The organism is Actinoallomurus liliacearum (assembly GCF_039542035.1).
In the GTDB taxonomy this organism is placed as follows: domain Bacteria; phylum Actinomycetota; class Actinomycetes; order Streptosporangiales; family Streptosporangiaceae; genus Actinoallomurus; species Actinoallomurus liliacearum.
The window spans coordinates 853416-867656 of the sequence record NZ_BAABHJ010000008.1 but is presented as its reverse complement, the minus strand read 5'-3'; the positions used below and the strand labels follow the sequence as shown (position 1 = coordinate 867656).

The following is a 14241-nucleotide window of genomic DNA, read 5'->3' as shown; positions in this document are numbered from 1 at the left end:
ACCATCAGACGCGGTCGGGGAACGAGCGGTTCACCCGTTGATCAAGTTCACCACAAGCCAGAACAGGCCGCCGACGATGACCGCCCCGCCGAGGATGTAACCGGTGAGGAAGCGGATCCGCAGTGCCGACGACAGTGCCTCCTCCGACCGCGTCGAGATGAGGAACGGCCCCTCGGCGGGGTCGCGCATGACGAGCCGCCCGTTCTCCGCCGCCGCTCCGCCCAGAACGTACATCGGCTGGCCGGCGGGGATGAGCCATTCTTCGTACTGGTGGCCCTTGACGTTGCTGAGGTTGACCCGCAGGCGCAGGCCGAACAGGTCGACGTCGGTGCCCGCCCGTTCGAAGTGCGACAGGGACTTCGTGACATGGTCGATCGACCGGCCTTCGTGGATCACGACGATCTCCCCGGTCGCGTCGCGGACGCTGAACGGCGCTCCGTACGTCTTGTCGTGCACGGTCCGCTCGCGCGTCGTCGTCACGGTCTTGCCGTCGCGCCGCTCATGGTGTTCGTAGCGGACCGTCACCTTGGTGCGGTGCCAGACGCACGGCTGCCCCGAGAACGGCGCCTGGACCGGCCCCTGCGGCCCCGGCCCGGCCGTGCCCTTGACCTCGCAGGTGACGGGCTGGTCGTACTCGGCGATCTCGGCGCAGGTACGGGTCGGCGTCGCGAGCATCGCGTCGCGCTTGCGCTGCTGGACGTACGACCAGATGAGGGCCGCGACACCGAGGAGAACAAGGACCGAGGGGTAGAGCACGCCGATACCTCCGAGGGATCATTCCGGGCATCATCCTGCATTCCACGCGGTGTCGTCGCTCCGGGCAGGGGCCACTACGCTGGCCGAACATGGAACCTGAGCTGCATCCCGACCTCGAACCGTTGGCGTTCCTCCTCGGAGACTGGGAGGGGGCCGGGGTCGGCGGCTATCCGACGATCGAGAGCTTCCGTTTCGGACAGGAGATCTCCTTCAGCCACATCGGCAAGCCGTACCTCATCTACACGAGCCGTACCTGGCGGTTGGACGAGGAAGGCAACCTCGCGGCTCCCCTCGCCCGCGAGAGCGGTTACTGGCGCGCGCACCCGGGTGGAAAGGTCGAGCTGGTCCTGGCGCACCCGACGGGCATCGCGGAGATCTACGTCGGTCAGGCGGCGTTCAACCGGGTGGAGCTGGTCACGGACGTCGTGGCGCGCACCGAGACCGCGAAGGAGTACACCGCCGGCAAGCGGCTGTACGGGCTGATCGGCGAGGATCTCGGCTACGCGTACGACATGGCGGCGGAGGGGCAGAGCCTGCAGTCGCACCTGTCGGCCCAGCTCAAGCGCGTGTCCTGAGCCTCATGGGCCCAGCTCAAGCGCGTGTCCTGAGCCTCATCGGCCCAGCTCGAGCGCGTGTCCTGAGCCTCACAGGGAGCCGGGCCGGAGCCGTCCTGTCGCGGGATCGTTCCGGGAGAATCCACCGGGGAACCGGATCCGGCTCCCGGGAGCGACCTATGGCACCGGAGGGCCTGCGGCCGGGTCGTCCGGAGAAAAGGACGACCCCCGGGCTGCTCCTGCTCGCGCAGGGGTCGACAGGACTGGGTCGACCGGCCCGGGGGTCGGGTGTCTGCCTGATATTCGCCGGCCGCGTCCTCGGCCGGTCGCCTCACCCGCGTCGGGGCGAGGCTGAGGGGGGACAGCGGCTAACGGACAGCCACCTCACGAGTCCTCGTACTATGCATAAGTTTCGGACCACCTCCTTTCCCGCTTAGCCCGCAGATTAGGTTCCCGCCGAGCCGATGGCAAGTGGATTTTCCGGAGGTTTCGCCTCGCCGGTCGGTCGTGAGGCCCGGCGGGAAGGCGGCCGGGGGACATAAACTCGGCGTCGTGGCGGAACCATGGCACGAGGAGCTGAGGGCGCGGGGCTATCGCGTGACCCCGCAGCGCCAGCTCGTGTTGGAGGCGGTCACCGCGTTGCGTCACGGCACCCCCGAGGAGATCTGCACCGAGGTGCAGCGGACCGCGCGCGGCGTCAACATCTCCACGATCTACCGGACCCTGGAGCTGCTCGAGCAGCTCGGGCTGGTCAAGCACACCCACCTGGGGCACAAGCCGCCGACCTACCACCTGGCCACCGAGGCGGACCACGTCCACCTGGTCTGCCGGGGCTGCGGCGAGGTCTACGACGTCACCCCGACCGTCGCGAACGGACTGGTCGACGTCCTGGAGCGGGAGTACGGCTTCGAGACCGACGTGCAGCACCTCACGGTCTACGGCCGCTGCCGCGACTGCCGGAAGACGTAGTCTTACGGTCATGGACAGCCCGCTGTTGAGCACGCCCGGGGCCGTACCGGCCGATCCGCCGGACGAGGGCGTCGCCGCGCACTATGGCGAGCCGTTCGCCGAGCAGCGCGCCCTCGCGTCGGGGGCGGCGATCGTCGACCGGAGCAACCGCGGCGTCGTACGGGTCGGCGGGGCGGACCGCCTGCGCCTCCTGCACAGCCTGACCAGCCAGCACCTCGAGGCGCTGCCGCCGCGCACGCCGACCGAGGCCCTGCTGCTCAGCCCGCACGGTCACGTGGAGCACCACCTTGCCCTGGTCGACGACGGCGAGGCGGTCTGGGCGCACGTCGAGCCGGGCACGGCGCCGGAGCTGGCGCGCTTCCTCGACATGATGCAGTTCACGCTGGACGCCGAGGTCACCGACGAGTCCGACGCGTACGCCGTCGTCACGCTCAGCGGCGCCGAGCCGCCCGCGGACGCCCTGGTGACGACGGACGGGCTGATCGTGCCCCGCAAGGAGCTGGAGCGCGACTGGCAGGCGCGGCCGGCGGGCCTGTGGGCGTACGAAGCGCTGCGGATCGCCGCGCACCGGCCCCGGTTCGGGCTGGACACCGACCACCGGACGATCCCGCACGAGGTCGGCTGGATCGACGTGGCGGTCCACCTCGACAAGGGCTGCTACCGCGGCCAGGAGACGGTCGCGCGGGTGCACAACCTCGGTCGCCCGCCCCGGCGGCTGGTGTTCCTGCACCTCGACGGGAGCGTCGACCGGCTGCCGGCGCACGGCGAGCCGATCGAGGCCGGCGGCCGTACGGTCGGCTTCGTCGGCTCCGCGGCCCGGCACTACGAGCTGGGCCCGATCGCCCTCGGCCTGATCAAGCGCAACATCCCGGTCGACGAGCCGCTGCTGGCCGGAGGGGTCGCGGCCGCGCAGGAGGTCGTCGTCTCCCCGGACACCGGAGCCAACGCCAAAATCGATCTTCGACGCCGATAAGTCCGTAAATCGCCGAGAACCGGATCATGATGGGCGGCGCACATGGCAGGGTTTTCTCCGTCGGACGAGACCTCGACGAGGAAAGAGCACATGGGGCGACGGCGGCGGCGGGTGCGCGAGCCCGGCTACGTCTGGTGGATCGGGATCGGCGTGCTGCTGGTGGCCGCCGTGCTGCTGACGTCGTGGCGGCTGGCGCTCATCGGGCTGCTGTGCTGGTGCCTGTATGAGTTCTCGCTCGTGCCGACGGTGTGCCGGGTGATGACCCGGCAGGGGTTCGCCTGCCACGAGCCGATCCGGGGGCGCCTGTTCGCGTGCTCCGCCGCGCACCAGCAGGTGAAGAACGACGCCCTGTGGGGCGCGGTCCGGCTGCCGAACCCTTTCAAGCGGGAGTCCGCGCCCGACCCGAACCGCGACACGGGCGTCGTCGTCTACTCCCCGAGCGTCCGCGCCAAACTGGCGGAGAACGACCGCAACCTCCTGGCGCTCGCCACCGTCGGCACGATCGTCGCGCTCGTCCTCGCCGTGACCGGCCTGAGCTCCTAGCGCCGCGCTCCACGACCGACGCCGCTTGACACGGCACTAGACCTCCAGGATCAGGGTGATCGGGCCGTCGTTGAGCAGCGAGACCTTCATGTCGGCGCCGAAGACGCCGGTCTCGACGTGGGCGCCGAGGCGGCGCAGCTCGGCGACGACCTCGTCGACGAGGGGCTCGGCCACGGGGCCGGGGGCCGCCGCGATCCAGGACGGCCGCCGCCCCTTGCGCGTGTCGCCGTAGAGGGTGAACTGGCTGATCACGAGCAGCGGCGCGCCCAGGTCGGAGCAGGACGCCTCCGGCGCGCCCTGCGTCGCGCCGTCGAAGACCCGCAGCCCCCAGAGCTTGGCCGCCAGCCTCTTCGCCTGCTCGGGGGTGTCGTCGTGGGTCACGCCGACGAGGGCCAGCAGGCCCGGCCCGTCGATGGCGCCGACGACCTGACCCTCGACGGTCACGTCGGCCCGACTCACACGCTGAACGACCGCTCGCACGCCACCGCATTCTGCCGTACGCGGTCCCGCCGGCACCCAGGCCCTCCGCGCGGGCTCGGCATTCCTCCCGTCATCAAGATCGAAATCCCCTAAGGTGCGTTGACGGCGCGATTCAGACATTCGATCTCAGGGGGACGGCGTGACGCAATTGACCAGGAGGAACTTCGGCAAGGCGGCCGTGCTCGCGGGGGCCGGTGCTGCGGCGCCGACGCTTCTGGCGGGCTGCTCGGGAGGCGCCTCCGCCCGCACGGCGGCCGGGGCGGCGGCCACCCGAACCTGGAATGTGACGGGCAAGGCGCTGGCGGGGCTCGGCGGCTTCGACTCGACGGTCAAGAGCTTCATGCAGGCGCGCAACATCCCGTGCGGGCAGCTCGCCGTCGTCCGTAAAGGCAAGCTCGTGCTGTCCCGCGGCTACACCTGGAGCGCGGACACCGGTCTGAAGACCCAGCCGACTTCGCTGTTCCGGATCGCCAGTATCAGTAAGCCGGTGACCGCGACGGCCGTGCTGCGGCTCGTCCAGGACGGCAAGCTCAAGCTGACCGACCGGGTCGCGACACTGCTCGGGCTGTCGACTACGGCGGACCCGCGGCTGAAGGACGTGACGGTGCTGCGGCTGCTCCAGCACCTCGGCGGCTGGGACCGGGCCATCTCGCCGGACCTGATGTTCCAGGATCTCGCGATCGCCAAGGCGCTCGGCGTCCCGCTGCCGATCAGCCAGGCCGACATCATGCGGTACGCCTCGGGCCGCAAACTCGACCACGCGCCCGGCACCACCTATGCCTACTCGAACTACGGGTTCATGCTCCTTGGAAGGATCATCGAGAAAGTCTCCGGGCTGAGCTACCGGTCATACGTGCAGTCCAAGGTGCTGACCCCCCGGACCGTTCATAGGATGCGCCTGGGGCGCACGCTCTACCGGACGAGCGGCGAGGTGCCCTACTACTCGACCTACACCGGCACGACCGTGTTCGACAACTCCGGGAAGAAGGTGTCCTACCCCTACGGCGGGTTCAACCTGGAGAACATGGACGCCCATGGCGGCTGGCTCGCCACGGCGATGGACCTCACCCGCTTCGCCGGCGTCTACGACGGCGGGTCCGTCCTGAACGCCGCCTCCATCAAGACCGCGTTCGCCAAGCCCGCAACCGGCATCAACAGCGACGGCTGGTATTACGGGTGCGGCTGGATGGTGCGGCCCGTCGGCACCGGGAAGATCAACACCTGGCACGACGGGAGCCTCGGCGGAACGAGCACCCTGCTGGTCCGCCGCTACGACGGGCTGACGTGGGCGGTGCTGTTCGACCAGCGGCAGGAGGGCAGCGCCCCCAGCTACTCCGACATCGACCCCGCCCTGCACAAGGCGGCGGACGCGGTGAAGACCTGGCCGACCGGCGACCTCACCTCGACCTACTTCTAGTCCTCGCGGCAAGCGCCACCTCGACCGCGACTCGACGCCGCGCCGGCGTAGGCGTCGAGTCGCCGGTGGGTCGGCCGCACCCGGGCGTCCCAGGACGCGGGCCTTCCCCTGAGCTTCTTTGCTGAAGATTTTCTCGCCAAATGGGCTCTGGTCTTGAAATCATGCTGTCCATGGCCAGAACGCTGATAACAGTTGCGCCCACCGGAGCGGAGACCGACAAGGTCGACGCGCCGGCGCTGCCCGTCACGCTCGACGAGCTCGTCCAGACCGCGAAGGAGTGCGAGGCCGCGGGCGCCGCCGTCATCCACGTGCACATCCGGGACGCCGATGCCCGGCCCACCCTCGACCTCGCGCGGCTGCGCGACACGGTCGCCGCCCTGCGCGCGAGCACGAACCTCATCGTGCAGCTGTCCACCGGCGGCGCGGTCACCGACCCGTACGAGCACCGGCTGCGGGTCCTCGACGCCGAGCCGGACGGCTGCTCGCTGACCTGCGGCACCGTGAACTTCGGCGACGACGTGTTCATGAACCCGTGGCCGTTCATGGCCGAGCTGTACCAGCGGACGCAGGAGCGGCAGGTCGTGCCGGAGTTCGAGCTGTTCGACCTCGGCCACGTCGCGTCCCTGCACCGGCTGCTGGACAAGTACGGCGCGCCGTACGGGGGACATGTGCACTGCGACCTGGTCATGGGCGTGCCGGGCGGGATGCCGGGGGACGCCCGGACGCTGGTCGCGGCGGTCGAGGCGCTGCCCGCCGGGGCCACGTGGTCGGCGACGGGAATCGGCCGGACGAGCCTGCCGGTGATGTACGCGGCGTTGGCGGCCGGGGGTCATCTGCGGGTGGGCATGGAGGATACGCTGACCTACGCCAAGGGACGGCCGGTGACGGCCAACGCCGAGCTCGTGGAGCGTGCGGCGACCCTGGCGCGGATCGCCCAGCGTGACCCGATGCCGGCCGACGAGGCGCGGTCGTTCCTGGGCGTGAAGCCGCGCCCGAGCTGACGCCGTCCGCCCCGGAGCCCGACCGAGACCACGCCGCAGCCGCCCGTCCCGAGAGCACGCGACCGCCCGTCCCCAGAGCATCCCAGCCGATCGCCGACCCCCCGAAGAGAGAGCATGCACCCCGTCCTCGTCGAAGTGGAACGTTCCGGATTCGTGGAGTCCCGGCACCGGGGATCGGTGGCCGCGCTCGCCGTCGACGGCTCACCGGCGGTGACCGTCGGGTCCCCGGACGAGCCGGTCTTCCCCCGGTCGGCCAACAAGCCGATGCAGGCGGTCGCGATGGCGCGCAGCGGGCTCGCCCTCGAGGACGAGCTGCTCGCGCTGTCGTCGGCCAGCCACTCCGGTGAGGACTTCCACGTCGAGGGCGCCCGCAAGATCCTCGCCGACGCCGGGCTCACCCCGGACGCCCTTCAGTGCCCGCCGCAGTGGCCGCTCGACCTGGAGGTCGCCGTCCGGGCCGAGAAGTCGCGGCTGCGGATGAACTGCTCGGGCAAGCACGCCGCGATGCTCGCCACCTGCGTCGTGAACGGCTGGCCGACGGAGTCGTACCTGCACGTCGACCACCCCCTGCAGGTGGCGGTCCGGGAGACGGTCGAGGAGCTCACCGGCGAGCGGGTGGCCGCGACCGGCGTGGACGGGTGCGGCGCGCCGCTGTTCGCCGTCTCGCTGACCGGCGTGGCGCGGGCGCTGCGCGCGATCGTGACCGCCGAGCCGGGCACCCCGGAGCGGCGCCTGGCGGACGCGATGCGCGCCCACCCGGAGTGGACCTCCGGCACCCACCGCGACGAGCGCCGGCTCATGGCCGCCGTGCCGGGCCTGCTGGTCAAGTGCGGGGCCGAGGGCGTCGACGCGTTCGCGCTCGCGGACGGGCGCGCCGGCGCCATCAAGATCGACGATGGGTCGATGCGGGCCCGTACGCCGGTGACCGTGGCGACGCTGCGCGCCCTCGGCGCGGAGGTCCCCGACGAACTGGCCACCGTCCCCCTGCACGGCGGCGACGTGATCGTCGGCGAGATCCGCGCGGTCGGTCTCTGACGGCCCTCCCGGGGTCTCAGGAGAGGCTGCGGAACTGCCGGGAGGCGGAGATCGCTCCTGAGGTGGCGAGGGTGAAGCTGCGGATCGACTCGGCGAAGTTCGACAGGTCCCACTCGGCCGGTCCCTCGTACCAGTAGAGGTTGTCCGAGGGACCGCTGTTGCCCGCGCCGACGTCGGCCACCGTCTCCGCCCAGCGCGGGACGACGTCGAACACCACCGCGTACGGCAGGTAGTGCGAGAACAGTGCCACGCGGTGACCGGCGGGCGCGTCCGGGACCTCGCCGCGGAACAGGTGCGCCCGGAACCCGAGCGTGTGCGCCAGCACGGTCGCGCCGCGCGTCGTCTTGGCGGGCATGTACTGGCCGCCGACGGCCAGCGCGGCGCCGGCGATGATCAAGGCCAGGCCGATGAGGGCGAGGTTCGTGTAGACGGCCAGCACGATCGTGCCGACCACGCCCAGGCCGGCCAGGATCATGCCGATGGTCGTCCAGCGGGTCCGCTCGGAGTCCGGCCGGCGGGTGAACCAGCCCTGCCGGACGACGTCCTCGTACAGGGCGCCGCGCACCGCCGCGAGCTGGTCGGCGAAGGTGCCGCCGAGCTCGGACAGCGCCACCACGTCGCGCCCGGTGAACAGGGCGTCGTACAGGATCCGCTCGTACGGCAGCAGGTCGTCCGGCGCGCGCCGCAGACGGCGCAACTGCCAGTCGATGCGGCCGTACGTCTCGCGGGGCAGCTCCTCGATCAGGAGGTAGCCGCGAACCGCCAGGTCGATGATGGTCGCGGTGACGTCGACGACGTCGGCCTGCTCGTCGATGAGCGTGCCGATCTGGCCCGGCCGCACGCCGTCCGGCGGGGCGAACCCCGTCGAGTCGAGGGGTGCCTGATCTCCTTCGGCGGCCTTCTTGTTGACGATGCGCGCGTCCCTGCCCCGGGTGACGTAGAGGAGGGCGACCCCGCCGAGCAGGAGGACGAGCAGGCCGAGGAGCGTGCCGCCGGTGAGCCCGTTGACGGTGAAGGCGGTGGTGACGGTGTGCCGCTGCTCGATGATCGGCTCGCCCTTGGTCGTGCCGGCCGGGTAACCGATCATGACCGTGACGTACTCGCCGGGCTGGAGCTCCTCCTGCCGGAAGTCCGCCTGGGTGTGGGTGTGGTTCGTGAAGAACTGGGTGCAGCCGACCGTGCTCGACAGGTCGCCGGCGAAGCAGTTGAGGTTCTGCACGACCGCGCTGGACTCGACGGTCACCCGGGTCTGCCCGACCGGGACGTGCCAGCCGCCCGCGGCGACCCAGTCGAGCTGCTCACCGCTCCGCTGCGGTGTGATCGCGCCCTTGACCGTGTAGGAGAGCTGCGCGGTCCGCTGCCCGGCGCCGCCGCCTCCGGAGACCCGGAGGATCGCGCGGTCGCCCTGGTTCTGGAGCGTGCCGCCCTTGAGGTCGCCGACGTCGTACCGGCGGTCCTGCCGGTCGTCGAGGTGCTTGCGGCGGATGAGGGTGCGCGCGGGCGCGGCCCCCTTGTAGGTGACCGTCTCCTTGACCTGGAGGGACCCGTCGGGCGCGACCGTGATCGCGACGGTGTCCTTGACGATCTGCGCGGAGGCCGCCGACGCGGGAGCCGCGCCGGTGAGGAGTCCGGCGGCGACGAGGGGAGCGATCAGGAGCCGCGTGCGAACCAGCATGGCCGCACAGCGTACCGGTGAAGCGCGGCCCCCTGCGTGACCTGCGGCACTGATGGTTCGTGTGAAAGGTCGGAAATGCTGCTGTGAAGTGATCGCCGTTTTCGGTGATATGGGATGATTCTCGTCGCGGTCGCCCCTCCCGCGCGGAGCCCGGCGTGCCCGGTCTCAGGGGGAGGAACGGACGACAGTGGTCAGTCCCTATCGGCGGCGTCCGCCGGGCGGCCCGGAGCCGTATGGCCCGCCGTCCCGGTTGTGGCGTCGGCCGGCGCGGGACCTCGGCTACCTGCCACCACGCCGCCCGCCCCGGCGGCGGAGCACGGCCGGCATGGTCGTCGGCGTTCTCGGCGGCGTCGCCGCGCTGTGCGTGGTCGCGATCGTCGGTTACTCGCTGGCCGGTCCGGGGCGTCCCGCGTCGGGCATCGGCACCGCCGACGGCGCCACGCGCGCCGGCAGCAGACAGGCCGCGCTCGCCGGACCGCTGTACCGCAGCGGTCCGCTCGACCCGGTCGACTGCGCGCTGCCGCGGATCCGGGAGCACGACGAGGAGTCGATGCGGGCGTTCCTGGACCGGCTGTCGGACTGCCTGGACGAGGCGTGGCGGCGGCAGTTCGCCAAGGCGGCCGTGCCGGGGTTCGCCGCGCCGCACCGGATCTTCTGGAGCGTGTCGGGCACCAGCCCGTGCGGGTCCTACCCGGCCCCCGGCGCGGCGGCGTTCTACTGCCCGGCGAACGACACGCTGTACGTCGGCCTCGACGACGTCGTGGAGACGGCGGGCGGCGAACCGGTCTCGCACTACGGCGTGTACGCCCGGGTGATCGCGCACGAGTACGGCCACCACGTCCAGGAGGACGCGGGGATCCTCGAGTACGGCCACGCGCTGATGGCGGCCTCGGCCGCCGCCACGAGCCACGAGGTCAGCCGCCGCATCGAGTTGCAGGCGCAGTGCTTCGCCGGCGCGTTCCTGTCGGCCGAGCGCGACAGCCTCCCGATGACCTCCGAGCAGTACGAGGCGGTCCTCGCCGACGCGCGGGCGCGCGGCGACGTGGACCAGCCGGCCGACCGGGGCGACCACGGCTCCGAAGCGAACTACGCGGGCTGGGTGGCCCGCGGCTACACGCAGCGCGTCCTGTCGTCCTGCAACACGTGGACGGCTGCCCCCTCGGACGTTTCCTGACAGGAGGAGAGTGATGGCTGGACCCGGCTCATGGGGACCCCCGCCCCGGGGTCACGGCCAGGGCTACGGCGGCCCCCAGGGGCACGGCGCCCCGCAGGGCTACGGCGGTTCCCAGGGCTACGGCGCCCCGCAGGGCTACGGCCCTCCTCAGGGGTACGGCGCACCTCAGGGCCACGGCGCACCCCAGGGTTACGGCCGGCCGCCCGCCCACGGTCCCGGATACGGCCCGCAGGGTCCGCCGCCCCGGCCGCCGTACGGTCCCGGGTACGGCCGGCAGCCCTACGCCGCTCCCGGATACGGGTACGCGCCGCCGCGCCGGCGGAAGGGCGGCGGGGGTGTACGCGTGATCGGGGTGCTCGGCCTGCTCGCGATCGTCGGGGTCGGCGGCTCGATGGCGCTGAAGCTGATCGCCAGGCCGGGGTACACGCCGGTCCGGCCGCCGGTCAGCGCGCCCACCGCCCCGTCCCAGAACGCCGCCGACAGCCCGCTGTACAAGGTCGGCCGGCTGCCCTCCGACGGCTGCCGGGGACGGCAGATCACCCAGGGCGACCCAGCGTCGTTCCGGGCCTTCCTCAACGAGACCACCGACTGCCTGGACAAGGCGTGGGGGAAGGGCTTCGCCGGCGCGGGCCTGAAGTTCACCGCGCCGACGCGGGTCTTCTGGTCGACGTCGGGGTCGAGCCCCTGCGGCACCTACCCGTCGCCGGGCGTCGCCGCGTTCTACTGCCCGAGCAACGCCTCGATCTACATCGGCGTGACCGACGCGCAGAAGGCGGCCGGCGGGATGCCCGTGCGCTACAACGTGGCGTACGCCCGGGAGGTCGCGCACGAGTACGGCCACGCGATCCAGGACCAGGCCGGGATCCTCGACTACAGCCAGCGGGAGCGGGCCGCGGCGACGAGCACCCTGGCCCGCAACGCCGTGACCAAGCGGAGCGAGCTGCAGGCGCAGTGCCTGTCCGGCGTGTTCATGAGCTCGGTGCGCGGGACCTTCCCCGTGACGCCCGAGCAGTGGGCGGTGGCGCTGCGCGACTCGTACGAGCGCGGGGACGACGGGCGCCCGATGGAGCAGCGGGACCACGGCACGGACGCGCACTACCGCGGCTGGGTCCAGCTCGGGTACACCCACGGCACGACGTCGACCTGCAACACCTGGGCGGCCTCGCCCGGCTCGGTGGACTGAGCCCGACGCCCTCGCCGCCGGGCCTGTACGGGCCCGGCGGCAGTGGTGAGACGGGGCGCGGCGTCAGCGCACCTGGTCGAGGTGCTCGGCGACCTTGGCGGTCAGCAGCGCGGGGTTCTCGGCCGGCAGCCCGTGCCCGGCGGGGACGCGCAGCAGGGTGGCCTGGGGAATGCGATCGGCCAGGTCCTGCTGGTGGTACGGGGGGACGATGCGGTCGTCGGCGCTCGAGATGATCAACGTCGGGGCGGCGATGTGCGGCAGGAACTCGGTGACGTCGATGGTCATGTTCGCCTCGGCCTGGCGGGCGACCCCCGCACGGGCGCCGTCGAGCAGGTCGGTGAACGCGGCCGCCGCCTGCTCGAACTCGGCCTGCCCCCAGGTGCGCAGGGTCTCCTTGCCGATGGCGGTGAGCAGGAGCAGCCGCGCCATCGCGGCGGGGTCCTCGAGCGCCAGGCGCTTCCACAGCTCGAACTGGAACACCATCTGCGGGTCGGCCTTCACCCAGCCCGCATGGGCGGTCAGGGAGCGGACCAGGTCGGGGTGGAGGCCCGCGGTGGCCGTGGCCACGACGGCGCCGAGCGAGTGCCCGACGAGGTGGAAGTCCTCAAGACCGGCGTCCCGGGCCGCCGCCACGACGTGGGCGACCAGGTCCCGGATCGTGATCGGGCCGCCGGGGTCGCGGGTGTCGCCGGAGCCGGGCAGGTCCGGCGCCACGATCGTGTACCGGTCGCCGAGGGCCTCGATGAGCGGTCCCCAGTTGGCCTGGCCGCTCGCTCCGGTGCCGTGCACGAGCACCAGCCCCGGTCCGGTTCCGGTGACGAAGTAGCCGGCCTTGCTGATACCGCCGGTGACGGGGACGTCGACGATGGGCACGATGCTCTCCTTTGAAGGTCGGCTTGGCAGCCGCCTGGACGCCCTGCTGACCGCGCTCACCGAACGGGCGCCGCGGCTGATGGTGGAGCTGGTCAGCGCGGGTCCGGCGGCCCGGCTCCAGCAGGTGCGCGACGGCGACCTGGACGCCGCCTTCATCCGGGGCGCCGACCAGGGGCCGGGCCTGGAGCTCCTCCCGCTCTGGAGTGATGACCTGGTCGCGGCCCTGCCCGCCCGGCATCCCCTGGTCGCCGAGGAGGAGGTCGCGCTCGCGGACCTGGCCGACCTGCCGTTGCGGATCGTGCCCCGGGAGGCGAACCCGCACCTCGTCGACACGGTCGTCGGCGCCTGCCGGGCGGCCGGCTTCGAACCGATCATGGGCCCGGCCTTCACCACCGACCAGGACACGCTCGCCGCCATCGCCTCCGGCAGGCCGAGCTGGACGGTCTACTACGCGGCCCAGGCCGAGATCCAGCCCGCTCCCCGCGTTTCGTTCCGGCGCTTCACGGCACCCGCCCCGGCCGTCCGGACCCACCTGGCCGTACGCCCCGGGCCGCCGTCCCGCCGCCTCGCCGCGCTCCTGGACGCCTGCATCGAAGTCGAGCGGTGACGGCCGCCCGAGTCGAGTCACATCGCGATGTGACTCGACTCACGCCGAAGTGCTTGCAAGTCTGCTTGCAATAGCAAGCATAGGGGCGCACAGTGGAGACATGGCGACTTCCAAAGTCGGCTCCATTGGGGAGTACATCCGAGAGCAGCGCGAGCGGGCCAAGGTCTCGCTGCGCCAGCTGGCCGAGGCCACGGGCGTTTCCAACCCGTACCTCAGCCAGATCGAGCGTGGGCTGCGCAAGCCGAGCGCGGAGATCCTGCAGCAGATCGCCAAGGGCCTGCGCATCTCCGCCGAAGCCCTGTACGTGCAAGCAGGGATCCTCGACGAGCGAGAGTCCGACACGGACGTCCAGGCCGCCATCCGGGCGGACGTGAGCCTGTCGGAGCGTCAGAAGCAGGTCTTGCTCGACATCTACGAGTCGTTCCGCCGGGAAGGGGAGCCCGGCGGAGAAGCCGCCACCGAAGCGACCCCATCGACTGAAGGGTGAATCCACACATGCCGAACATCACCGAGAAGCTGCGCGAGTCAAAGGCCTTCTACGTCGCGGCCGGTGCCGGCGACCTCGCGGTCGAGAAGATCCGCGAGATGCCGAAGAAGATCGACAAGGACCTGGGCGGCGCCGCCCTGTCCTACGTCACCCAGGTCGGCGGCCGCGCCGCCGAGGTCATGGACGAGCTGGCCGAGCGCGGCAAGAAGATCGTGGGCCGCGTGGAGCGGCAGAAGTCCACGCAGCAGCTCGAGCAGACCGCCCGGACGACCGCCCGCAAGGCCCGGTCGACCACCGGCGCCGCCAAGGACACCGCCGCCTCCGCTCGGGACACCGCGAAGACGGCCGGCAAGGCCGCGACCGACGCCTCCAAGAAGGTCGGCAACTGATCTTCGGAGCGCGTCCGAGGACGCACCGGGAGCCCGGGCGGACCATCCGCCCGGGCTCCCGCGCTTTCCGTCCGCACGCACCATCGGCAGGACCCCGGCGGAACACATACGCTGGGCCCGTACGT

General features: G+C 71.8%; 16 protein-coding genes. 12 read left to right on the top strand and 4 right to left on the bottom strand.

Going from position 1 to position 14241, the window contains the following annotated elements; genetic code table 11:
- Positions 1-30: 30 nt before the first annotated feature.
- The gene (locus tag ABD978_RS18875) at positions 31-756 is read right to left on the bottom strand and encodes a GIDE domain-containing protein (RefSeq protein ID WP_345355586.1); all 726 of its coding nucleotides are present in this window, start codon (positions 754-756) and stop codon (positions 31-33) included.
- Between the two features lie 89 nt (positions 757-845).
- Between ABD978_RS18875 and ABD978_RS18870 the strand changes: the two genes are divergently transcribed.
- From ABD978_RS18870 to ABD978_RS18855, 4 genes are all read left to right on the top strand, one after another.
- Positions 846-1331, top strand: a complete 486-nt coding sequence (locus ABD978_RS18870; RefSeq protein WP_345355583.1) for a heme-binding beta-barrel domain-containing protein — start codon at positions 846-848, stop codon at positions 1329-1331.
- 531 nt (positions 1332-1862) lie between these two features.
- Positions 1863-2279, top strand: coding sequence for a Fur family transcriptional regulator (locus tag ABD978_RS18865; RefSeq protein ID WP_345355580.1), 417 nt, complete (start codon positions 1863-1865; stop codon positions 2277-2279).
- A gap of 10 nt (positions 2280-2289) precedes the next feature.
- Positions 2290-3252 carry a CAF17-like 4Fe-4S cluster assembly/insertion protein YgfZ gene (gene ygfZ, locus ABD978_RS18860; protein WP_345355577.1) on the top strand — a complete coding sequence of 321 codons (963 nt, stop codon included), beginning with the start codon at positions 2290-2292 and terminating at the stop codon, positions 3250-3252.
- A 90-nt stretch (positions 3253-3342) separates the two neighbouring features.
- Entirely contained in the window at positions 3343-3795 is a 453-nt protein-coding gene (locus tag ABD978_RS18855; protein WP_345355574.1) for a hypothetical protein, read from the top strand.
- 36 nt (positions 3796-3831) lie between these two features.
- Here ABD978_RS18855 and dtd read toward each other — a convergent pair whose 3' ends face one another.
- Positions 3832-4275, bottom strand: coding sequence for a D-aminoacyl-tRNA deacylase (gene dtd / locus ABD978_RS18850; protein ID WP_345355571.1), 444 nt, complete (start codon positions 4273-4275; stop codon positions 3832-3834).
- A 139-nt stretch (positions 4276-4414) separates the two neighbouring features.
- Here dtd and ABD978_RS18845 point away from each other — a divergent pair, with 139 nt between their 5' ends.
- The 3 genes from ABD978_RS18845 (at position 4415) to ABD978_RS18835 (ending at position 7728) form a co-directional block, all read left to right on the top strand.
- The gene (locus tag ABD978_RS18845; protein WP_345355568.1) at positions 4415-5692 is read left to right on the top strand and encodes a serine hydrolase domain-containing protein; all 1278 of its coding nucleotides are present in this window, start codon (positions 4415-4417) and stop codon (positions 5690-5692) included.
- A 170-nt stretch (positions 5693-5862) separates the two neighbouring features.
- Positions 5863-6693, top strand: coding sequence for a beta-keto acid cleavage family enzyme (locus ABD978_RS18840; RefSeq protein WP_345355565.1), 831 nt, complete (start codon positions 5863-5865; stop codon positions 6691-6693).
- A gap of 114 nt (positions 6694-6807) precedes the next feature.
- Positions 6808-7728, top strand: coding sequence for an asparaginase (locus ABD978_RS18835; RefSeq protein ID WP_345355562.1), 921 nt, complete (start codon positions 6808-6810; stop codon positions 7726-7728).
- 16 nt (positions 7729-7744) lie between these two features.
- Here the strand turns inward: ABD978_RS18835 and ABD978_RS18830 are convergent, their stop codons facing one another.
- Positions 7745-9403 (bottom strand): DUF2207 domain-containing protein, encoded by a 1659-nt coding sequence (locus tag ABD978_RS18830; protein ID WP_345355559.1) that lies wholly within the window; start codon positions 9401-9403, stop codon positions 7745-7747.
- 325 nt (positions 9404-9728) lie between these two features.
- Between ABD978_RS18830 and ABD978_RS18825 the strand changes: the two genes are divergently transcribed.
- Both ABD978_RS18825 and ABD978_RS18820 read left to right on the top strand, forming a co-directional pair.
- Positions 9729-10577, top strand: a complete 849-nt coding sequence (locus ABD978_RS18825) for a neutral zinc metallopeptidase (RefSeq protein WP_345355556.1) — start codon at positions 9729-9731, stop codon at positions 10575-10577.
- A 13-nt stretch (positions 10578-10590) separates the two neighbouring features.
- On the top strand, positions 10591-11760 hold the full coding sequence (locus ABD978_RS18820; protein WP_345355553.1) for a neutral zinc metallopeptidase: 1170 nt from the start codon (positions 10591-10593) through the stop codon (positions 11758-11760).
- Positions 11761-11823: 63 nt separating this feature from the next.
- On the opposite strand, the gene ABD978_RS18815 is transcribed toward ABD978_RS18820, so the two are convergent.
- Positions 11824-12633, bottom strand: a complete 810-nt coding sequence (locus tag ABD978_RS18815) for an alpha/beta fold hydrolase (protein WP_345355550.1) — start codon at positions 12631-12633, stop codon at positions 11824-11826.
- A 1-nt stretch (position 12634) separates the two neighbouring features.
- Here ABD978_RS18815 and ABD978_RS18810 point away from each other — a divergent pair, with 1 nt between their 5' ends.
- From ABD978_RS18810 to ABD978_RS18800, 3 genes are all read left to right on the top strand, one after another.
- Positions 12635-13240: a LysR family substrate-binding domain-containing protein gene (locus ABD978_RS18810; RefSeq protein WP_345355547.1), complete on the top strand. Its 606-nt coding sequence runs from the start codon at positions 12635-12637 to the stop codon at positions 13238-13240.
- A 100-nt stretch (positions 13241-13340) separates the two neighbouring features.
- Positions 13341-13727, top strand: a complete 387-nt coding sequence (locus ABD978_RS18805; RefSeq protein WP_345355544.1) for a helix-turn-helix domain-containing protein — start codon at positions 13341-13343, stop codon at positions 13725-13727.
- A gap of 8 nt (positions 13728-13735) precedes the next feature.
- Positions 13736-14116, top strand: coding sequence for a hypothetical protein (locus ABD978_RS18800; protein WP_345355541.1), 381 nt, complete (start codon positions 13736-13738; stop codon positions 14114-14116).
- Positions 14117-14241: the final 125 nt, after the last annotated feature.